Origin of the sequence: Streptomyces sp. NBC_01089, assembly GCF_045162975.1 — a bacterium.
Taxonomy (GTDB): Bacteria; Actinomycetota; Actinomycetes; order Streptomycetales; family Streptomycetaceae; genus Streptomyces.
Genome location: NZ_CP108660.1, coordinates 3,141,712 through 3,162,816 on the forward strand (window position 1 = coordinate 3,141,712; position 21,105 = coordinate 3,162,816).

Genomic DNA, 21,105 nt, shown 5'->3' on the forward strand with positions numbered 1-21,105 from the left:
AACAGTGTTAAGGGCACGCTCGGAACCATGGAGCTTAACGGTGTTAAGGAAACTGATGTACTGATCGTCGGCGCGGGCCCCACCGGGCTCGCGCTGGCCGTGGATCTGGCCAGGCGCGGAGTGCGCACGACCGTGGCCGAGAAGGCCGACCGGCTCTTTCCCGGCTCCCGGGGCAAGGGCCTTCAGCCCCGTACGCTCGAAGTCTTCGACGACCTCGGCGTGATCGGCGATGTGCTGGCTTCGAGCGGGCCCGCCCCGGTGCAGATGATCTGGAAGGACGGCGAGCGGCAGGGCGAGCACCATATGTTCGACCCGGTGGAGCCGACGCCGGCGGCGCCGTACGCGGGAACGCCGCGCATTCTGCCGCAGTGGCGCACCCAGGAGATCCTGTACGAGCGGCTGACCGGGCTGGGCGGCGAGGTCTCCTTCGGCAGCGCCCTGACGTCCCTCGCGCAGGACGCGTCCGGGGTCAGCGCGGTGCTCTCCACCGGTACCACCGTCCGCGCGGCCTACGTGGTCGCGGCCGACGGCGGCCGCAGCACGGTCCGCGCCGCGCTCTCCATCGCGATGACCGGCGAGTCCGTCGACCCGTCGTCGATGCTGGTCGCCGATGTACGGATCCCGGCCCTCGACCGGCTGAACTGGCATGTCTTCCCCGTCGACGCCGGGGTCCTGGTGCTCTGCCCGCTGCCCGGCACCGAGGACTTCCAGCTGGCCGCGCGTTTCCCGGACGGAGAACGCCCCGACCTCTCGTCCGACGGCGTACGCGGCCTGATCGCCGCCCGTACCCATCTGGACGCGGCCGATGTCACCGAGGTGCTCTGGGCCTCGGACTTCCGTCCGCGCGCGGCCCTCGCCGACCGGTTCCGCGACGGCCGGATCTTCCTGGCGGGCGACGCCGCGCATGTCCACTCACCGGCCGGCGGCCAGGGCCTCAACACCAGCGTCCAGGACGCGTACAACCTGGGGTGGAAACTCGGCCGGGTACTGCGGGGCGGGGCTCCCGCGGCACTGCTCGACTCGTACGAGGAGGAACGGCGGCCCAACGCGGCCGAGATGCTGGGCCTTTCCACCCGGGTCCACCGCGGCGAGCAGCGGCGCGGGGCCGCCACCCAGCAGCTGGGCATCGGCTACCGCGGCGGGCCGCTCTCCGAGGGGGCCGCGGGCGCGCTGGAGTCGGGCGACCGCGCACCCGACGGACCGCTGGACGGAGGGCGGCTCTTCGACGCCTTCCGCGGCCCGCACTTCACCCTCATCGCGGTGGGCACCGACGCGGAACTGCCGCCGCTGGACGCCTCCCTGGTGCACGTCCACCGGCTCGATGCCTGTGAGGCGTACGGCAAGGGGCTGTTCCTCGTCCGGCCCGACGGGTACATCGGCTGGGCGGGGGACGACGCCACCGGGCTGGCCGGCTACCTCACACGCTGCTGAGCGAGAGCTTCACCGCGAAACCCAGGAAGAGCGCGCCCGCCGCCGAGGTCACCCCGGCCGAGAGACGCCTGCGGCGGCGGAAGGCGGCGGCGAGGCGGGTGCCGCCGAATATCAGCAGGGTCAGGTAGAGGAAGCTCGCCAGCTGCGCCAGGCCGCCGAGCACCACGAAGGAGAGCGCCGGGTAGGCGTAGTGCGGGTCGACGAACTGCACGAAGAAGGAGATGAAGAAGAGGATCGCCTTCGGGTTGAACAGGCTGACCACCAGCGCCCTGCGGTAGGGCCGCTCCGGCGCGGACGACTGCTCGTCGGCGGTACGGGCGGCCTGGGCGGGCCCGTTGGTCCCGGCCGCCGACCCGTTGGTCCCGGCCGCCGCTTCGGTGGCCCCGGCCGTCCCGGGAGTCCCGCCCGTCTCCGCGGCCCGGTCGCTCCGGTCGCGCCAGAGCGCGCGGGCCGTGCGGACCATGCCGAACGCCAGATACGTGAGATACCCGGCGCCCGCGTACTTCACCAGGCCGAACAGCAGCGGGTTCGCCTGGAGCAGCGAGGCGACTCCCGCGGCGGACAGCGTCATCAGCACGGTGTCCCCGCAGAACACCCCGGCGGCCGCCGTATATCCCGTACGCACGCCGCGCCGGGCGGCAACCGAGAGCACATACAGCGAGTTGGGGCCCGGCAGCAGAATGATCAGCGCGAGGCCGGCGAGGTAGGTCGGGAGATCCGTGACACCGAGCATGGACCGAGTCTCGCACGCGGGTACGACAGTCCCGGCGTGACCCTCACCACCCCGCCCTCGACGCCCCGGAATCGGCCCGGAGCCGCACCGGACCGGACCCGAGCCGCCCCCGGACCGGCCCCGGACCGGCCCGGTAGGCCAAGGCTTCCGCAGCGCCCGGACGGGGAATCACCCGGACGGGAATCACCCGGGGCGAGGCGGCGGAAGTACGCCGGACCGGGCCGAGAGGAACGGCCGAGAGGAACGAGGGGGACGCATGCGGAAGACCCTGATGTGCAGAGCGCTGATCGCCGCCACCGCGGTCGCCGTGGCAGCGGGCTGTTCGGTGCAGACCACCGAGCGGACCGCGGCGGACGACGCGAAGCCGGGCGGCGGGGCGAGCCACCACGCGACGGCCGGTGCGCGGGACGGCGGCGCCACCCCGGGGCCCGCGCACCGGCCGACCCCGTCCGGCACCCACTCCGCCACGGAGAAGCCCGCTGATCCCCCGGGGCAGACCTCGGCGCCGGCGCCCGGCCGGACCCTGATGGCGAGCGGCGCCACCGGCAAGCAGGTACGTGAACTCCAGGCCAGGCTGCGGCAGATCGCCTGGTTCGGCGCCACACCCACCGGGACGTACGGCCCGGTGACCGTCGCCGCCGTCAAGGGGTTCCAGGGCAAGCGAGGGCTGGCCCGTACCGGCACGACGGACACCGTCACCTGGCAGCGGCTGCTCGCCATGACGAAGACCCCGACCCGTGACGAGCTGAACGGCACGGCGGGCGGCAACTCCCCGGACAAGCTCGACCCGCGCTGCCTCACCGGCCGGGTGCTCTGCATCAGCAAGACGAGCCGCACACTGCGCTGGGTCAGGGACGGCAAGGTGCTCTCGACGATGGATGTGCGGTTCGGCTCGCAGTACACACCGACCCGCGAAGGCACCTTCCACATCGACTTCAAGAGCCGCGACCATGTGTCGACGATCTACCACACGGCCATGCCGTACGCGATGTTCTTCAGCGGGGGCCAGGCGGTGCACTACTCGTCGGACTTCGCGGCCCGCGGCTACAACGGCGCCTCGCACGGCTGCGTCAACGTACGGGACAAGACGAAGATCGCCGCGCTCTTCGACCAGGCGCGGACCGGCGACAAGGTCGTCGTCTACGGAGGATGAGACCCGGCACCCACCGGAGAGGTGCTCCCCCTCACCGGGGAGGTGCTCCCCCACCGGAGAGGTGAGCAACGGAGAGGTAAGCACCGGGGAGGTAAGGGGGCGCGGGTGGGTCCGGGGGAACGAAACCCACCCGCGCCGATTGCGCGGAGCCGAAGGTACGGGGGGAACCCCGGCTCACGCGCGGCCGATGACCAGTCGGCTCACTCTCTACTGCGCCGGACCCCCGGAAAATGTCACACCGCGGAAGGCGTCACACCCGCGGAGAGCATCAGGACCGTGGCCGTGACCGGTGCGAGCAGCGGCATAGGTGAGCGGGAAAGGCGGGGGCGAGGAGTGCGGGGCGGGGAGTGAGGCCCCTGGCCTCGCCCGTTCTTCTACACGCTGGGGGAAGGCGACGCGGGGAAGTTGAGCGTCGCCGACGGCGACGGTGAGGCACTGGCCGACAGGGAAGGTGAGGGCGTCGGCGTGGGGGATGTCGCAGGGGTGGCCGGGGCGAGCGGGGACGAGGGGGTGAACGAGATGCGGTGGCCACCGGAGCCACCGGAGCCACCGGTGCCCAGCACCCGGCCGCAGAACTTCTCGATGTTCTTCGCGCCGCCCGCCTTCGCCTCCAGGCTCCGTCTGCGCTCGCCCTCGACCCGGCCCGCCCGGTAGTCACGGCAGGCGGCGGCCACCTTGCGGAACACCTCGTCGCCCGAGTGCTGACCGCCGTCGGACGGGGTCGGCCGGTTCTGGCTCCCGGTACCGGACGCGCGGCCGGTGCCCGCTGTCGGGTCCGCGCCCCGGTCGCTCCGCCCCCGGTCGCTGGCGTCGCCGCCGGCCTCACCTGCGGGCGGCGAGGGCCGGGGGCCGCGCTCCTCGGGTCCGGGGGTTTCGCCGGAGGGCGTGGCGCTGTCCGGCCCCGGGGAGGCGCTGGTGGCCGCACCGGAGGGGGTTTCGGAGAGGAGCGGGCGCGGGGTCGCGGCCGACGAAACGGACGAGGCGGGCATCGGTTCGCTGCGGCCGAAGGGCGAAGGCAGCATGCCGGCCCCGGCGGCGACCGCCACCCCGCTCAGCGCACAGCCCGCCACCACGGCGGCGATGCTGAACCGCACCGGCCGGCCCCACCGTCCGGCGGCGGACACCGTCCACGGGGTACGGACCCACGTACGGCCCACCGGTGCGGGCCGCGGATCCGCGGCGCCTTCCCTGGCCAGCCGGAACGCCTCCACGGCAGCCTTCTCGCCGGGGAGTTCGTCGATCTCGGACCGGGCGGCCGACCCGGCCGCCCCGTTCAGTGCGGCGTGCAGCCGTGCGGCCTGCGCCCTCGCGTGATCGTCGACGGCACCGACAGGCCCACCGCTCAGCAACCGCTCCGCTGTGTCCTTGTCAAGCCATTCGCACCGCTCGTCGGCCATCACATGTCCTTCTGCGTCCACGGGCGCGAATCCGTCACACCGACCGCGGATTTCGTACCCTCGCGTGCGGAGCGCTGCGACGGGACGGCATCGAGTCCGTGCGGGCCCGCGTCGGGGCCGAGCAGTTCGGCGAGTTTCTTCAGGCCGCGGTGCGCGGCGGTCCGTACCGCGCCGGGCCGCTTGCCGAGCGTCCTGGCGGCACTCTTCGCGTCGAGCCCCACGACGACCCGCAGCACCACCGCTTCGGCCTGGTCCTGCGGGAGCTGGGCGATGAGCCGCATCGTGCGTCCGGTGGCCAGCGCTTCGATGGCTTCGCCCGCGGTGTCCGAGTCGCCCGGCTCGGCCGCGAGTTCGGACTCGTCACCGCCGCCCGCGGGACGCCTGCCGCGCATCCGTATGTGGTCGAGCGCACGGTTACGGGCTATCCGGGCCGCCCAGCCGCGGAACCGGTCGGCATCGCCGCTGAACCGCTGGAGATCGCGGGCGATCTGCAGCCACGCCTCGGACGTGACGTCCTCCGCGTCCGGATCGCCGACCAACGTCCGTACATACCCGAGCAGTCGCGGGTGCACCGCGCGGTACACAGTCCGGAAGGCGTCCTCGTCCCCGTCCTGCGCCGCGAGCACCGCGGTGGTCAGCTCCGCGTCGTCCCCCAGCACTTCCTCAACCTGTCCTGCTGCACGGCTCCCCCGCCGTGCGGCCTGGTCGCCACTGCCGCGCTGCTGTGCGCAATCCGTCACGCTACGGCCTGTGCCCGGCCCACGTCCATGTCTTGTACCACCTGCGACAACGCGCTGACTCTGCGCGGTGTGACAGAAAACGCACGCCCGGCGCTGAGAGAGGTACGGGGCCGTTCTGCGGCTCCCGCAGACGGCGACCGGGGCCTCTCCTGTGGGGGGTGGCGGCCCCGGTCGCCCTCCCGTCCTTTGCCGCCTTGACCTGCGATTATGTCGTGCAGATAGCGCCCATGCGACCAACGGCGTGACCAACGCGCCAGCCGGTTCGTGTGAGCCTCCCCAAACCGACGCGCCGCGCCGTCTGTTCGATGACGCCTTCAGGCAGTCTCCGCCGGTCTCGGCCACCCAGGCGCCGTCGCGGACCTCGCCGCCGGGCTCGACGGCCGGCGTCCAGGCGGTAGCCGGGACCTTCAGCGCAGCCTGGTGGATGGCGTCGGCGATATCGCCGTGCCCAGGCCGCTCTTGCGGACCGCCTGCACCAGCAGCGCGGCCCCAGCCTGTGAGACGGCCGCGACGCCGCCGTCCTCGACGCTGACGCGCGGGTAGGACCCGATCGCTTCCTCACCTGGAAAGCGCCTCCGGCGGTGGGAACAGGGCCTCAGCAATCCTCGCTCTCGCTGGTCAGAGGCACTTTCCACTTCCTTGATCACCAGGCGGACAGCTCGCCCCGTGACAGCGCGAGGTGAGAACCCTCGCTCATGCCGAAGCCTGATGGACCTTGTTGAGGTCGCTGCCCTGGTGGAGTCCGGGCACAGCAGTCAGATGACTCTGACGGTGGTCGCCGGTGGTGCCGTCATCACAGACGGCCATGGGCGCCTTCAGCTGCTCCGACCTGAATACACCGCTGCGCGCTGACAAGCCCCTCGGTATGTGGTGAGGGCCCGACCGGTGCCTGCTGGTCGGGCCCTCACTGGTGTTCTGGTGACGGCTCGCGCCTGCCCCTCGGTCAGACGGCGGCAGGGGCGCCGAGCGTCGCGGAAGCCTGCTGGAACGGGCTGAGGGCGCGCTTGGGCGTGGCGGTGTGGGGGAGGCCGGGGCAGGTGAAACCGAGCCGGGTCATGGCCCGGATGATTTCACCGGCGCTGAAATCGCGGCGGTCCTGGCAGGTGATGACCTGTCCGACCTGCTTGATCGGGTAGGTGCGGCGGCCGATGATCACGGACTCGCCGATGACCTGTTCGGGCTTGACGCCCTTCATGGATTCCAGGACGCCGCTCTTGGTGAGGTCGAACGGGAACCGGGCGATGACACAGCGCATGATGCCTCACAGGGAGAGGAAGGGGATGGTTCTGCCGCGGTGAGGCGGTTCAGCGAGCGAGGACGAGGACGCCCTGCCCGTCGACAACCGGCAGGGCACCGAGCCGGCGGCCGCCCACTGCGTGCTTGGCTTCGGCGATCGTGGTCACGGGTGAGGTGAACGGCCCGCGGTGTTCGAGCATGTCGCGTAGCTGGACCCGGTCCGTGTACGCGGAGCAGTCACGGACCGCAGCGAGCTGGGCCTGGGTGACCAGTTGCGTGCACAGGCCGTCGTTGTCGCAGACGAGCAGGTGCCCGGCGCGGGCACTGGCCATGACCGACAGGGCCACCTCGATGGTCATGTCGTCACAGACCTGCAGTCCAGCGGTGTCCGTGGCGTCGGCCACCGTCCCGTGCACGGTTGCGGCGCTCGCAGGGCGGGGCTCCATCTGAACCAGTGCCAAAATGTGCCTCCTGCAGAGATGGGCCAGTTTCCTGATCAAGGGCTCTAGGCCGCCGCGTCGAAGGAGGACTGACGCACGGTGACACGCCGGGCAGCTGATGCGGGGCTGCGACGGCCGCGGGAGGCCGTGTTGCGGGTGCGCTCACGCCGTGCGGCCACCGGCGCAGTGATCGTCACGGGAATGCCCGAGGGTGTCTGGGCGCCGGTGATCCGGCTGAGTGCCTCTTCCCCGGAGCGGACCGGGGTGGTCTGGGGGACGATGCCTGCGGCTGCCATGAGGCGGGTCATGTCGCGGCGCTGGCTGGGGGTGACCAGGGTGACGACACGGCCGGACTCGCCGGCCCGCGCGGTGCGGCCGCCACGGTGGAGGTAGTCCTTGTGGTCGGTCGGGGGGTCGACGTTGACGACGAGGTCGAGGTTGTCGACGTGGATACCGCGCGCCGCGACGTTCGTCGCGACGAGCACAGTGACATGCCCGGTCTTGAACTGGGCCAGGGTCCGGGTGCGCTGCGGCTGCGACTTCCCGCCGTGCAGGGCCGCGGCCCGTACCCCGCTGTTGAGCAGGTCCTGGGTGAGCCGGTCGACGGCATGCTTGGTGTCCAGGAACATGATCACCCGGCCTTCGCGCGCGGCGATCTCCGTGGTCGTACGGTGCTTGTCGGCGCCGTGGACGTGCAGGACATGGTGCTCCATCGTGGTGACCGCGCCTGCGGACGGGTCGACGGAGTGGACCACGGGGTCGGTGAGGTAGCGGCGGACCAGGAGGTCGACGTTGCGGTCGAGGGTGGCGGAGAACAGCATGCGCTGGCCCTCGGGGCGTACCTGGTCCAGAAGCGCGGTGACCTGGGGCATGAAGCCCATGTCGGCCATCTGGTCGGCCTCGTCCAGGACGGTGATCGCGATCTGGTTCAGCCGGCAGTCACCCCGGTCGATGAGGTCCTTGAGACGTCCGGGCGTCGCGACGACGACTTCGGCTCCACGGCGCAGTGCGCTGACCTGCCTGCTGATCGGCATTCCGCCGACCACCGTGGCCAGACGCAGCCTGACCGAGCGGGCGTAGGGAGTAAGTGCGTCGGTCACCTGCTGTGCCAGCTCACGCGTCGGCACGAGGACCAGGGCCAGCGGCTGGCAGGGTTCGGCGCGCTGTCCGGCGGTGCGGGCCAGCAGGGCCAGGCCGAAGGCGAGGGTCTTGCCTGAACCGGTGCGTCCTCGACCGAGGACGTCGCGGCCCGCGAGGGTGTTGGGCAGGGTCGCGCCCTGGATCGGGAACGGGACTCGCATGCCTTGCGCGGTCAGCGATGCCAGCAGCCGCTCGGGCATGTCCAGATCAGCGAACGCCTCGACGGCGGGCAGCGCAGGAGTGATCGTCTTCGGCAGAGCGAACTCACCCGAGGCCGCCGAGGGCCGCCGGCCATGGCCGCCCTGGCGGCTCGGCCCTGCGGAACGCCGCGGGGCCGGCGAGCCGGAGCGGTCGCTCCGGTGCGAACCGGTATCGGAGCCAACAGCGGGGCCGCCGGCACGACGGCGGGAGGAGCGGTTGTTCGTACGTGAGGGGTTCATTGGAACCTTCCTTGACACGGCGCGTATCGAGGAATTCTCGCAGCAGAACAACAGCGCGGGGAATCACAAGAACGGACCGAAAGAAATGTGAAATCAGATCAAGCCTGCGGCGAATCCGGCGTGAGCGCAGGCGACACAATGGGTGACGTATCAGGCTGGCAGAAAATGCGGGACGTCTACGGGTGCGGTTACAGAGAGGTCCGCATTTTTGAGTAGGGATTCGCGGGCACCTTTGCCCCGCAGGCGAAGCCTCGGGAAATGCCCGTAGCTGGGGCCCGCACCCCGAAGGATGCGGGCCCCAGCTACGAAGTGCGCGTCGGCGTCAGACGGGAACGATGTTCTCGGCCGTAGGGCCCTTCTGGCCCGCCGCGATGTCGAAGGTCACCTTCTGGCCTTCGATCAGCTCACGGAAGCCTTGGGCGGCGATGTTCGAAAAGTGGGCGAAAACGTCGTCGCCGCCACCGTCCTGCTCGATGAACCCAAAACCCTTGGCCGCGTTGAACCACTTCACAGTGCCGGACGCCATGTCATATCTCCTTGTGGGGCAGTACGCCGGGACCCGCAATCACGGATACCGGGTCGCCGAGATGATGCCCCGCCCGAAGAATAACCGGAAATATAAAACGCTTCCCGCGGCTTAAAATACCGACGAAAGCGTTGAAGTTCTTGGGAACCACGACTGCAACTAGGATTGACAGTAGCATGCGGTAGCGACCTGCGTACGATTAACAAATCCATTCGGTTCACTGCGGTAAACACACTGTCCGCGCGGCATATTTAACTCTCGCCTCGCGGTCATAGGTATTGCCCCACCCGCAACGCAACATTCCAGCAAGAGCGCTCGTACATCACGGCTCGGAGGGCACAACTGCCGCAGTGGCGTCCTCCTGTCCGGACCGCCGCCCATCAGCCCGTAATGCCGGTCCCGACGTGGGCAGGGCCGCGCAGCGCTGCTGCTGCGCGGCCTGTCGCAAGTACCCAGAGCCCACCGCCATCGCCTGACGGCCGACGCCCACCGTTCGTGGCGAACCAGTCGAAGAACAGCCTGCCGGGGCAGCTGCACGCCCAAAAGTACGGGCCGTGATGGTCGGGCGGGGGTGGTGAGTACCTTGCGCCTCAGCCTGCGGTCGTCGGGTTCTCCGACTCGGAGGCGCGACGGTATTCGGCGTTGATGCGCTGGGCTTCTTCGAGCTGGTCTTCGAGGATGACGATGCGGCAGGCGGCCTCGATGGGGGTGCCCTGGTCGACGAGTTCTCGTGCTCGGGCGGCGATACGCAGCTGGTAGCGGGAGTAGCGACGGTGGCCGCCCTCGGAACGCAGCGGGGTGATGAGGCGGGCTTCACCGACAGCGCGGAGAAAGCCCTGCGTGGTACCGAGCATCTCGGCCGCCCGGCCCATCGTGTAGGCGGGATAGTCATCGTCGTCGAGACGGCCGAACGAGTCGTCTGCTGTCATTTGCACCTCTCTGTGGAACGCATCGAGGGGCCCGAGTGCCGCATGGCACCCGGGCCCCGAAGGAACTGCTACACCATCCGCCGGCCCTGGTACTGCGCCGACCTTCTGTTTCCGCGTGCACGCCCGGGAGAGGGCGTGGGTTGCGGGGATCGCGGTTGCTTGACCGGAGACCACCTCACTATCGATGTCCTGCGGTACCCGGGCTCAACGCTCTGCCCGGGCGATCCTGATGGCGCCTGCTCCTCCGTTCTTCCCTCTGGAAACAATCACTTACCTACTGCTGATACTGCTGCTCTGTGGCCTGTGACAGCGCCACTCTTCGACAGCCAGCCCCGTCGCCCGTCCTGCGTCTGCTACGGCTTAGAACCCCGCTGCCGAACCTCCCGGTGCGCGCGTCCGCAGCCGACGCCTTCACCGAGGTGCTACTCACTCAACTTCACTGCTGGGTACTGCACTTGCGGGTACTGCTAGTGCGTGAACTGCGGTACTGCTCACGGCGGCCCCTGATCACTGCGGGCCACCCGGTCCGGTCGTCAGTCCCGTCGCCGTCTGCAACAACCCTGGCTTCGAAACTCCACCACCGCACCGTCCTGCGAACTGCAACTGCGGATACTGCTGCCCGGCAGTTCGTCTCTGCCGGGCCCTGCTGTCTCTCTGGGCTACGAGAGAAACCATAACCACACCACCGCCCAATGTCTACTCCGGCCGACATAGATTTCCGGAACCCGTGTGGGGAGATTGTCGGCCTCGACGCCGCGCATGCCACTGCCGCACCGCCTGGGGCTGTGCGGATCGCCGCTCAGGACACGTGCCACAGCCGGCGGCCGCGCGGTTGACACCCCGCAGGCCGGGCACAAGCACCGCAAGGCAGGACCTGCGTGATGATCCAGAGACCAGGGTGATCCGATGGACACCATGAGCGTCAACGTGGCAGCCGGCTTCTGACTCCATCGGGCCACGGGCGGCGACCCCGGTCACCCTCCCCTGTTTCACCTGCTCCGGCCGCTTGAGCCGTCGGCGTGCCGTCCAGTGCTTCCGCGCGGCGTGGACTGACCGCGAGCCTCTCGGTGGCGCTTCCGTGGGCCGCGGATGTTCCCCGCGGCCCACGGAAGGGACGTTCGCCGGACGTTCGCCGGGCCCGGTCCGGTTACCCGCGGGCGGTGCCGGCGGCGATGTGCAGCCGGGCGTCGGCCCAGTCCGCGTGGTCCGAGTCGTTGCCGTCGCCGCCGTCCGTCACGCGCAGGGTCAGCTGCTGCACGCCGGTGACGTCGATATCGAAGGCATGGGCGGCGTCACCCGAGTCCATGACCCCGCTCGTGCCCAGCACCTTCCCGTCACCGATGACGTCGAAGACCACAGAACCCTTGGACCCCTTGTCCGACACCTCCTTGTCGATGCCGACATCGGTACTGAAACGGTCATAGGTGCCGCCCAGGCCGACCGTCACCTCGGAGGGCGCGTGTGCGCCGAGCCCCTTGTCGTAGGTCCGGTCGCCGATCCGCAGCGGACCTCCGTCGCCCTTGGCCTCCTCGCCGTTGGACATGTCCCGCTCGACCGGGCCCCAGCCGTTGCTCTCCGCCGAGAAGGGGAGATCGCTGACGTAGTCGGTGCCGGGCGGTGACACGAAGACACGGGCTTGCCTCCGCACACTCAGTTCCGGGGCTGTTGCGCCCGCGGCCGGGTCCCGGTAGGTGGCGGTGACCGGAATCTCCGTCCAGCCGTAGGCGGGTTTCTCCGGCACCGTGATCCGCCAGTCCGCGGTCAGCGGCTGACCGGTGGCCAGCTCGGCCGCGGTCGCGCCCGCCCCCTCGACGCTCCAGCCCGCCGGGGTCCTCGCGCTGAGCGTGACATCGGTGACCGGGCCGAACTCGTCGATCGCGAAGCTGCCGTCGAGCTTCACCACCGTGCCCGGATGCGCCGCGGTCCGGCGCGTATTCACCGTGAGCGTGCTGGAGGGGACATGGCGTACGGGCAGGTCGCAACTGGTCCGGCCGGGCACAGCGCGGCAGACGATCGCGGCGAATCCACCGTTCTCGACACCCGGCACCTCCAGGGTGTCGTGGCGGGTGAGCACCCGGCTCTCCCGGACCAGACCGTCCGAGCCGTCGCGGACCACATCGACACGCCACTTCCCGCCGCTCAGGAAGTCCAGCGGCACCCGGTGGGTACGAGCCGCGCCCGCGGCCATCTCACCCAGGAACCATCGGGCGCCACTGCGCCGTGCGAACCCGGCGCTCCGGCCGGGCGCGCTGCCCTTCAGCAGCTTCGTCTCGTCCCAGACCGTCGGTACCTGCTCCAGGAAGCGGGCCAGTTCGGGACGGGCCCGGTACTCCTCGATGCTGCCCGCGAAGTTCTGCAGACCCGACTCGAATATGACGGACAGGGCCAGTTCCGCCGCATCGGATGTGTTGCGCTGACCGAACTGGAAACCCATCGGGGTGAAGTCCATCGAACCGACCACGTTACGGGTGAACGGCAGCGTCGCGATGTTGTCGGCCCGGACGTCCCCCTGCTCCGCGCCGTGCACCGCCTCCATCGACATCACCTGTGGCCAGGTGCGCTGGATGCCGTTCGGGATCGTGGAGCCGTGGAAGTCGACGATGAGTCTGCGCGCTGCCGTGGCTTTGAGTATGTCGTCGTACCACTGATAACGCTCACGGGTGTCGGAGTCCATGAAGTCGATCTTGAGGCCGGCGGCACCCCACTTCTTGACCGTGTTCAGCTGCGCGTCACGCTTGGCGGGCGTGTCGAGGTCCGTCCAGGCCATCCACAGCAGGATCTTCACTCCGCGCCGGTGCGCGTAGTCCATGAGCTGCGGCATCCAGTCCGTGGTCTTCCAGCCGTCGTCGACGAGGGCGTACTGCCACCCGTGCGCCGCGGCGTAGTCCACGAACTTCTCCTGCGTCGCCAGGCTGCGCTGGGCCTCGTTGAACCCGGCCAGCCATGACCAGGCGACCTTCCCGGGTTTGATCCAGGAGGTGTCGCGGATCCGGGACGGCGGCGCCAGGTCGTCGATGAGGGTGGACTCGGTGACGGTCGCGAGATCGCCGATGACGGCGGTGCGCCACGGGGTGGTGAGCGGTCCGTCCGAGTGGACCTCCTTGTCGGCCAGCGCCACCTCGTAGCGTGCGGTGCCCTGTTCGTGCACGAGACGGCTGCCGGAATACCGGCCGTCGAGGTCCGACTCGGCGAGTACGACGTTCTGGTCGCCCACCTGGAAGAGTGCCGGGTAGCCGTACTCGCCGCTGCCCGCGGAGGCCGCGGTGCTCCGGTCGTAGGGCTGCTCGTGCGGGGCGGAGTAGGTGCTGAGCCAGGCCGCCGATGACGCCGGGGGCTGGAAGGCGGATGCCTCGTGCTCGATGGTTACGCCGTCCTTGCCGGGAAGCACATAGCGGTATGCCACGCCGTCATCGGCGGCCCGGACCACCAGATCGATGCGTGCACCGCCCTTTCCCCCGAAGGCGAACCGCGACTCGTTCATGTGGACGGACCGATGGAGCTGCTTGCCGACGGTCGTCGTGTACTTCTCGTCGACCGCCCGGTTGTCACGGTGCAGCAGGTGGAGTCCCGAGGTCAGATCCGCCTGATCGGTGACGACACCGACGGGCGCCGGTTCGAGGATCGTCCGTCCGTTCCGCCGGACGGAGACGTCGAGCGAGCCGTCGGCCCGGTTCAGGGTGACGACTGCGGTGGGCCCGCCGCGCTGCACGGTCCATGACGTGGCCGCAGGGCCGGAATACGCACTGACAACGTTGTCAGACAAGGCGCTCGCCGGATTGGCCGGACCCAGGGCCAGTGCGGCGGTGACCGCCGCAGCCATCAGCGCCATGGGGCCGGCACGTAGGTATCGCCGTCTCATCCAGTCCTCCGTATCGGAACCGACCAACTACCAACAGCACCGGACGACTTCGAACAGTGCTGGTGCTGGCTTACCGGTCGGGGCGGAGCCTGTAAACAGACTGCACCGGAATCGTTTCACCGCACACCACCCACGAAGACCGGGAAGCGCCTCCGCGACTGCCGGCCTCGGAGCTGCCGGTGCCCGCCACGCCCTGCCCGGGGTCGCCCGTACGCGGAACCCCGGCCTCGTCCCCGGCGGATGGAGGAAAGGCCGGGCCGTCCAGCAGCCACGTCCGCAGCCGACGGTCATGGACGCGGCAAGCCCCGGCAGAATGCAAACCAGCAGGCCGGATGGGGGGGGCGCGCCCGTCAGTCACGGGACACGGAGCAGGAATCTCGCCCAGGTCCGCCGCTGTTGGGGCGTGCCGGACCGTCCGCACCATCGGAGCGGAGGAGCGAAGGAGAGACGGCAGCATTCCCCGGCGCCGGGTGAGGCCGCACGCCGAAGGGCGGCACGGATGACTTGCTTCCTGTGCGTTGCCCGAACCGGGACAACTGGCTTAACCTGTCGCCAGTTTGAAACGAATCAAACGAATCAAACGGCATCGTCGTCTCCTTGGGCTGTCCAGCGTTCGATGCCGGTGAAGGAGCATGACGAGCACTGATCGGCCGACTGGCCGGCCAGTCCCTTGCCAGGCGCGTGAGGCGCGGACCGGACACTCCGCCCGTCCCTCGATGTCGCATCAGGCCCCGTGATGAGCGCAGAGACAACCGCCGGTACCTCGCCCGCCCCCATGGGCCGAGACGGGTGGCCACGCCAACTCTCAGGTCAGGAAGCACGTATGGTCACGCGTAGAACGTTCCTGTCCGGCTCGGCGGCCGCGGCGGTGGTGGGCGTCACCTCGCAGCCCGCCGCCGCGGCCCGGACACCGGCCGGTGCCCACCCGGTGCGTCCGATCGACCGGCAAGCCGTCGTGGCCCGCCATCGAGTCGTGCGCCGGAAACTCGACACCCAGAGCCCGCTGCAGGTCGGCAACGGCGGGTTCGCCTTCGGTGTCGATGTCACCGGACTGCAGACGTTCGTCCCCTTCAACACCATGTCCGACTGGGGATGGCACAGTTTCCCGCTGCCGCCGGGCCAGAAGCCGTCGGACTTCCGCGGCCAGACCTGGGACACGCACGGCCGCCCGGTCGAGTACCCCATCCCGAATCCGGACCAGCCCGACCTGTCGTCCTGGCTCTACGCCAACCCGGCCCGCATCAACCTCGGGCGTATCGGTCTTGAGCTGACCATGCCCGGCGGCCGTGCGGCCGTCGCCGACGACATCGCGGGAATCCACCAGGAACTCGACCTGTGGACCGGCGTCGTCGACAGCCGGTTCGAGATCGCCGGTGAATCAGTGCACGTCCGCACCTGCTGCCACCCCGATCACGACACGGTCGCCGTGGAAATCGACTCGCCGCTCGTCGCTGCCGAGCGGCTGGCGGTCTTCCTCGACTTCCCCTACGCCGATCAGCAGGAGTTCGCCGCGTATGTCGGCACCTACGCCGCCCCCGACGCCCACGAGACGACGACCACGGCACACGGGCACAACCACGCCGACATCACGCACCGCCTGGACTCCACCGAGTACCACGCCTCGCTCGCCTGGGAAGGCCACGGGGTGTTCACCGGCCCGGGCCCTGCCGCCGGAAAACTCGTCATCCGCACCGCGCGGTACGGAACCGACGGTCACTGGGCCGACGTCACCGGCAAGCTCGCGCACCTGGTCGCGGACAATTCGCTGATCCTCCTCGTCAACCACTCGACCCTCGGCGACCCGGCGCCCGGCCTGGCCAAGCGCCTGGAGCTCGGCTACACGTACGCGGGCCAGGACCACGACATCGTCGTCCCCGACGACCAGAACCTCTCGATAGGAACAGCGGCCGACCGGCACCGCTACCGTCTCGCCGGCGGCCGCCGAGCCGACCGGCTGCGGTTCACCTGTACGTTCGCGCCCCAGCCGTCCGGGTCGGCGCCGACGTCGAGCGCGACCTTCGCGGCGAGCACACGGGCCTGGCGGCAGTACTGGCTCTCCGGCGGAGCGATCGACCTCTCCGCGAGCACCGATCCGCGCTGGACGGAACTGGAGCGGCGTGTGGTGCTCTCCCAGTACCTGCTGCGCGCGAACGAGGCCGGCTCGCTGCCGCCGCAGGAATCCGGGCTCGTCAACAACGGCTGGAACGGCAAGTTCCACATGGAGATGTACTGGTGGCACGGTGCGCACTGGGCACTGTGGAACCGTTGGCCGATGCTCGACCGCAGCCTGGGCGTCTATGAACGCTTCCACCGGTCGGCGCGCGAACGCGCGGAGTCCCAGGGCTTCCGCGGAGCGCGCTGGCCGAAGTGCACGACGGCCGACGGGCGCGAGTCACCGCACGCCATCCACGCCCTGCTGGTGTGGCAGCAGCCGCACCCGGTCTTCCTCGCCGAGATGGACTACCGGGCGCATCCCCACGAGAGCACGTTGCGCAAGTGGCGCGACATCGTCTTCGACACCGCCGACTTCCTCTCCTCCTGGGCCTTCTGGGACGAAGACGCGCGCCGCTACATCCTCGGCCCGCCCCTGTACATCGTCTCGGAGAACACCGACCCGAAGACCACACGGAACCCGGCGTTCGAGCTCGCCTACTGGCGCTTCGGCCTGCGGGTCGCGCAGCAGTGGCGTGAACGGCTCGGCCTGGGCCGCGATCCGAGGTGGCAGCGTGTCCACGACGGGCTCGCGCCGCTGCCGGTGCAGGACGGTACGTATGTTCTGCACGAAGGCGTCCAGGACATGTGGACACAGTGGAACTACGAGCACCCGGCCCTGATCGGACCGTACGGCTGGCTGCCGGGCGACGGCGTCGACGTCCCGACGATGGCCCGCACCGCCGAGAAGGTCTTCACCGGCTGGCAGTTCGACCGGACCTGGGGATGGGACTTCCCGATGCTCGCCATGTGCGCGGCGCGACTCGGACGCCCCGACGACGCCGTGGACTTCCTGCTGCACCCAGCCGCCGGTTTCCAGTTCGACGACGCAGGTCTGGCAACCGGCGGGCCGTTCCCGTACTTCCCGAGCAACGGCGCGCTGCTGTACGCCATCGCGTTCATGGCAGCGGGCTGGGACGGCGCACCCGACCGGCACGCGCCGGGCTTTCCGGCGGACCGGCGCTGGACGGTGCGCTTCGAAGGGCTGGAGCCGGCCCAGTGAGCGCGGAAGTCGAGCGCCGCGTGCGGGACGGCAGGTTCCGCAGCTGATGCCCACCGGCGGCATACGGGTCTCCAGCCGAACAGCCCGCACGGCCACACCGGCCTCCGGGATGCACGGCCGACGCGTGACCAACAGCCGCCGGGAACACCTGGACAGAGGCCGGCCCGGGCGGGAAGCCAGAACTCGGCCCGGGCCACCAAGCGCCTGCTCAGGAGCCTTATGACTCGTCAGGGCCAAGGGCGCCGGCCCTGGTCGTCCTCCCGTCTTCTGCTGCCTCGGCAGCGTCCCTCTACGGTGCGGCTGTCTCTTCGAGGTGGTACAGCTCAGGCACGGAGACCTTGATCGGCTCTTGCGTGGTCCGGGCGATCACGACGACCGCCGGCTCGTCCGGGTCCGGGTTCTCCTCCCGGTGCGGGACGAACGGCGGGACGAGGAAGAAGTCACCGGGACCGGCGGCGAGCCGCACCTCCTCCGTGCCGTCGTGGTAGACGAACACGGGGTGGCCGCTGACCACGTAGATCCCTGCCTCGGATTCACCGTGATGGTGGTTGTCCGTCGCGCTCAAGGGCGGGTTCTCCACCAGACCCATCCAGAGCTTCTTCGAATGGACCGTGCCGCCGCTGATGGCGGCGTGGCCGTCCAACTCGCCGGATCGAACATGGTGGACGCGGTTGTTCAGCGCGCGTGCGTTGCCACCAGCTCCCGGCGCGGCTCCGGCGCCTTCCTGGGTAGTCACTGTGCAGCCTCCCGGTTATCGATGACTTCGGCCGGACTCAGGCTGCGACGCCCCTACCTGGTCCGACAACCCCTGTTGCCATTACAGCAAACAGCATGCCTCGGGCAGCTCCAGGACACTCGGCCACGACAAGGTGCTTCTGATGATCAGCCCCCGGGGATCCGGTCCCGGAAACGGCAACAAAGATTGCCCGGTTCAGCCGCGCACCGCACTCTTCCGGAGGAGGTGATCGCCATGACTGGCGCCAATATCGACACCAGTAACCAACCCTCGTACGACGTCATCGTGATAGGCGGCGGGGCCGGAGGGCTCAACGCCGCGCTCGTGCTCGCCAGGGCCCGTCGCACCGTGGCCGTCGTCGACTCCGGGGAGCCCCGCAACGCCCCCTCTGCCCACATGCACAGTTTCCTCTCACGTGACGGCGTCCCCCCGCTCACCGTGCTCGAAGCCGGCCGTGCGGAGATCTCGCGCTACGGCGTCGTCCGCATCGATGGCCGGGCGGACCAGGTCGAGGCCGCGGAGGCCGGAGGGTACGTGGTCCGCCTGGAGGGCGGCGCGACCCTGGACGCCCGGCACGTCGTGCTCGCCACGGGCCTGCGCGACGAGCTGCCCGAGATCCCGGGGGTGCGGGCGATGTGGGGCGAGGACGTGCACTTCTGCCCCTACTGCCACGGCTACGAAGTCCGCGACCGGCCCATCGTCGTACTCGGTGTGCACCCGGCCTCGCCCGGGCAGGCCCTGCTGCTGCGCCAGTGGTCGCCGCACATCGTGTACGCCCCGCACAGCCGCCCGCTCACCGACGAGGAGCGCGAACGCATGGACGCACGCGGGGTCGAGGTGGTGGAGGGGCCGGTGTCCACCCTGCTGAGCAAGGACGGCCGGCTGCACACGGTGGAACTCGCCGACGGGCGGACGGTGGAATGCGCCGGAGTCTTCCTCTTCCCGGCGATGACGCCGAACGACGGGGCCTTCGACGGTCTCGGCTGCGAGAAGGACGAACAGGGCTGGCTGGTCACCGACCGGTCGGGCCGCACCAGCCGCCCGGGCCTGTGGGCCGTCGGCAACGTGACGGACTCGCGCGCCCAGGCCGTCACCGCCGCCGGCATGGGCGCCGCGGCCGCCTTCGCCCTCAACCACGACCTGGTGGACGAGGAGATCGAGCGTGATCTGGCGGCGCACCGCGCCGCCGCAGGCCGCTCCGGGGCATCCGTCCCCATGTGCTGAGCGGACGCGCGACGGCCATGGCGTCGCCTCCGGCCCCGAACGCCCGCCTCCGGATCATGTTCCGGAGGCGGGCGTTCGTCCTGTCGGGCGGGCGCGTACGTGCATCCGCTCGCCCTGGCGGCCGAAGACGCTGAGGACCTCCACCGGCCCCTTCCCCGTGCTGCCGAACCAGTGCGGCAGCCGGGTCTCGAACTCGGCCACCTCACCGGGGCCGAGGACCAGGTCGTGGTCGGCCAGGATGAGCCGCAGCCGCCCGGAGAGCACGTACAGCCACTCGTACCCCTCGTGGGTGCACAGCTCCGGGGTGTCACGGCTCGCCGGCAGGACCATCTTGTAGCTCTGCAGCGGGCCGGGCTGACGCGTCAGCGGCAGCACCGTGTTGCCGTTCACCGTGTGGGGCTTGACCCGGACGCGCGGATCGCCCACCTCCGGGGCGCCGACCAGTTCGTCGAGGGGGACCTGGTGGGCCTGGGCGATGGGCAACAGCAGTTCGAGGCTGGGGCGACGCTGTCCCGCTTCGAGACGCGACAACGTGCTCTTGGAGATGCCGGTGGCCTCCGAAAGCGCGGCGAGGGTGACACCCCGGGTAGTGCGCACCCGCTTGAGCCGGGGACCGACAGCGGACAGGGCCCGGGTGATCGTCGGTGACTGCTCCATGCCGCCATTAGACCGACGCGTTCCCAAAATGGCAACTGTAAATGCTGTTTTGGTGGTACACGCACCCCGCCTCCGGTGCGGATGACCGCGGCGGGGCGCGGGGGATTCAGAGGCCGAGGGACCTCCCGATCAGCTCCTTCATCACCTCTGTCGTCCCGCCGTAGATCGTCTGCACCCGGCTGTTGGCCCACTCCCGGGAGATCGCGCTCTCCTTCAGATAGCCGTAGCCGCCGTGGATCTGGAGACAACGGCTCGCGATGTCGACCTGAAGTTCCGTCGTCCACCATTTCACTTTGGCCGCGTCCGTCACCGAGAGCTGCCCGGCGTTGAGCCCGGCGACGCAGTGGTCGAGGAAGACCTGGGCGATCGTCAGCTCGGTCTCCATGGTGGCGAGTTGGAAGCGGTTGTGCTGGAAGCTTCCGACGGTATGGCCGAAGATCTCGCGGCTCTTGGCGTATTCCAGGGTGTCCGCCAGCATCCGCTCGACCGCGCTCACGGCCACGGTGGCGATGCTCAGCCGCTCCCGGGGCAGTCCGGCCATCATGTAGGCGAGACCGGCGTTCTCCTTACCGATCAGGTTGTCGTCAGGCACCCGGCAGTCGTCGAAGAACAGCTCGCAGGTGTCGCTGGCGTGCCAGCCCAGCTTCTCCATGCGCCGCCCACGGGTGAAGCCGGCTGTGCCACGTTCCACCACCAGCAGGCTGATGCCCTGGGCGCCGCGCTCGGGGGCGGTCTTGGCGGCGACCACGACGACATCGGCGTTCTCGCCGTTGGTGATGAACGTCTTCTGGCCATTGAGGACGTAGGAATCGCCGTCGCGGACCGCCGTGGTGCGGATGTCGGCGACGTGGGAACCGGCGTCGGGCTCGCTCATCGCGATCGCCGCGATGAGCTCGCCCGAACAGAGCCCGGGCAGCCACCGCTTGCGCTGCTCCTCGGTGGTCTGCCCGGTCAGATAGGTGGCGATCACGTCGTTGTGGGCCACGAAGCCGGGCGCCGTCGCCCGGGCCCACATGATCTCCTGCGAGAAGACCACCGGGAAACGGTAGTCAGGCTCGCCGCCCCCGCCGTACGCCGGGTCCACTCCGATGCCGAGGAGCCCCGCCTGCCCGGCCTTGCGCCACACCTCGCGGTCGACGATGCCGTCCCGCTCCCACCGGGCGTGGTGCGGAAGTACCTCACGGTGGAGGAACTCCCGGCAGGTGACCCGGAACTGCTCGTGCTCGGCCTCATACCTGCTGCGTGCCATG

General features: G+C 69.9%; 16 protein-coding genes. 4 read left to right on the forward strand and 12 right to left on the reverse strand.

The window, feature by feature from the left end:
* Window positions 1-27 precede the first annotated feature (27 nt).
* On the forward strand, window positions 28-1,431 hold the full coding sequence (locus OG510_RS13805; RefSeq protein ID WP_406137061.1) for an FAD-dependent oxidoreductase: 1,404 nt from the start codon (window positions 28-30) through the stop codon (window positions 1,429-1,431).
* Here OG510_RS13805 and leuE read toward each other — a convergent pair.
* Window positions 1,418-2,164: a leucine efflux protein LeuE gene (gene leuE / locus OG510_RS13810; RefSeq protein WP_406137062.1), complete on the reverse strand. Its 747-nt coding sequence runs from the start codon at window positions 2,162-2,164 to the stop codon at window positions 1,418-1,420. The genes OG510_RS13805 and leuE overlap by 14 nt on opposite strands.
* Before the next feature lie 256 nt (window positions 2,165-2,420).
* Between leuE and OG510_RS13815 the strand changes: the two genes are divergently transcribed.
* Window positions 2,421-3,317, forward strand: coding sequence for a L,D-transpeptidase family protein (locus OG510_RS13815; protein ID WP_406137063.1), 897 nt, complete (start codon window positions 2,421-2,423; stop codon window positions 3,315-3,317).
* 374 nt (window positions 3,318-3,691) lie between these two features.
* Here the strand turns inward: OG510_RS13815 and OG510_RS13820 are convergent, their stop codons facing one another.
* The 8 genes from OG510_RS13820 to OG510_RS13855 all read right to left on the reverse strand — a co-directional run bounded on the left by OG510_RS13820 (window position 3,692) and on the right by OG510_RS13855 (window position 14,024).
* Window positions 3,692-4,735, reverse strand: coding sequence for a hypothetical protein (locus OG510_RS13820; protein WP_406137064.1), 1,044 nt, complete (start codon window positions 4,733-4,735; stop codon window positions 3,692-3,694).
* A complete protein-coding gene (locus tag OG510_RS13825) occupies window positions 4,714-5,373 on the reverse strand; it encodes an RNA polymerase sigma factor (RefSeq protein ID WP_406142388.1) in 660 nt (219 codons plus the stop codon). Before OG510_RS13825 ends, OG510_RS13820 begins: the two co-directional genes overlap by 22 nt.
* Before the next feature lie 1,024 nt (window positions 5,374-6,397).
* Complete coding sequence (locus OG510_RS13830) at window positions 6,398-6,709, reverse strand: SCO5918 family protein (RefSeq protein WP_406137065.1); 312 nt, start codon at window positions 6,707-6,709, stop codon at window positions 6,398-6,400.
* A gap of 49 nt (window positions 6,710-6,758) precedes the next feature.
* Window positions 6,759-7,151: a hypothetical protein gene (locus OG510_RS13835; protein ID WP_406137066.1), complete on the reverse strand. Its 393-nt coding sequence runs from the start codon at window positions 7,149-7,151 to the stop codon at window positions 6,759-6,761.
* A 44-nt stretch (window positions 7,152-7,195) separates the two neighbouring features.
* The gene (locus OG510_RS13840) at window positions 7,196-8,710 is read right to left on the reverse strand and encodes a DEAD/DEAH box helicase (RefSeq protein WP_406137067.1); all 1,515 of its coding nucleotides are present in this window, start codon (window positions 8,708-8,710) and stop codon (window positions 7,196-7,198) included.
* Between the two features lie 322 nt (window positions 8,711-9,032).
* Window positions 9,033-9,236, reverse strand: coding sequence for a cold-shock protein (locus OG510_RS13845; protein WP_164258489.1), 204 nt, complete (start codon window positions 9,234-9,236; stop codon window positions 9,033-9,035).
* Window positions 9,237-9,826: 590 nt separating this feature from the next.
* Window positions 9,827-10,165, reverse strand: coding sequence for a MerR family transcriptional regulator (locus OG510_RS13850; protein WP_328378348.1), 339 nt, complete (start codon window positions 10,163-10,165; stop codon window positions 9,827-9,829).
* A gap of 1,147 nt (window positions 10,166-11,312) precedes the next feature.
* A complete protein-coding gene (locus OG510_RS13855) occupies window positions 11,313-14,024 on the reverse strand; it encodes a glycoside hydrolase family 97 catalytic domain-containing protein (RefSeq protein ID WP_406137068.1) in 2,712 nt (903 codons plus the stop codon).
* A gap of 823 nt (window positions 14,025-14,847) precedes the next feature.
* On the opposite strand from OG510_RS13855, the gene OG510_RS13860 reads away from it, so the two are divergent.
* Window positions 14,848-17,238 (forward strand): DNAJC11 domain-containing protein, encoded by a 2,391-nt coding sequence (locus OG510_RS13860; protein WP_406137069.1) that lies wholly within the window; start codon window positions 14,848-14,850, stop codon window positions 17,236-17,238.
* A 289-nt stretch (window positions 17,239-17,527) separates the two neighbouring features.
* Here OG510_RS13860 and OG510_RS13865 read toward each other — a convergent pair whose 3' ends face one another.
* Window positions 17,528-17,974 (reverse strand): cupin domain-containing protein, encoded by a 447-nt coding sequence (locus tag OG510_RS13865; RefSeq protein WP_406137070.1) that lies wholly within the window; start codon window positions 17,972-17,974, stop codon window positions 17,528-17,530.
* Window positions 17,975-18,208: 234 nt separating this feature from the next.
* Between OG510_RS13865 and OG510_RS13870 the strand changes: the two genes are divergently transcribed.
* The gene (locus OG510_RS13870; protein WP_406137071.1) at window positions 18,209-19,198 is read left to right on the forward strand and encodes an NAD(P)/FAD-dependent oxidoreductase; all 990 of its coding nucleotides are present in this window, start codon (window positions 18,209-18,211) and stop codon (window positions 19,196-19,198) included.
* Window positions 19,199-19,252: 54 nt separating this feature from the next.
* Here the strand turns inward: OG510_RS13870 and OG510_RS13875 are convergent, their stop codons facing one another.
* Window positions 19,253-19,855 (reverse strand): helix-turn-helix domain-containing protein, encoded by a 603-nt coding sequence (locus OG510_RS13875; protein ID WP_164258503.1) that lies wholly within the window; start codon window positions 19,853-19,855, stop codon window positions 19,253-19,255.
* Window positions 19,856-19,961: 106 nt separating this feature from the next.
* Complete coding sequence (locus OG510_RS13880) at window positions 19,962-21,104, reverse strand: acyl-CoA dehydrogenase family protein (protein ID WP_406137072.1); 1,143 nt, start codon at window positions 21,102-21,104, stop codon at window positions 19,962-19,964.
* Window position 21,105 lies beyond the last annotated feature (1 nt).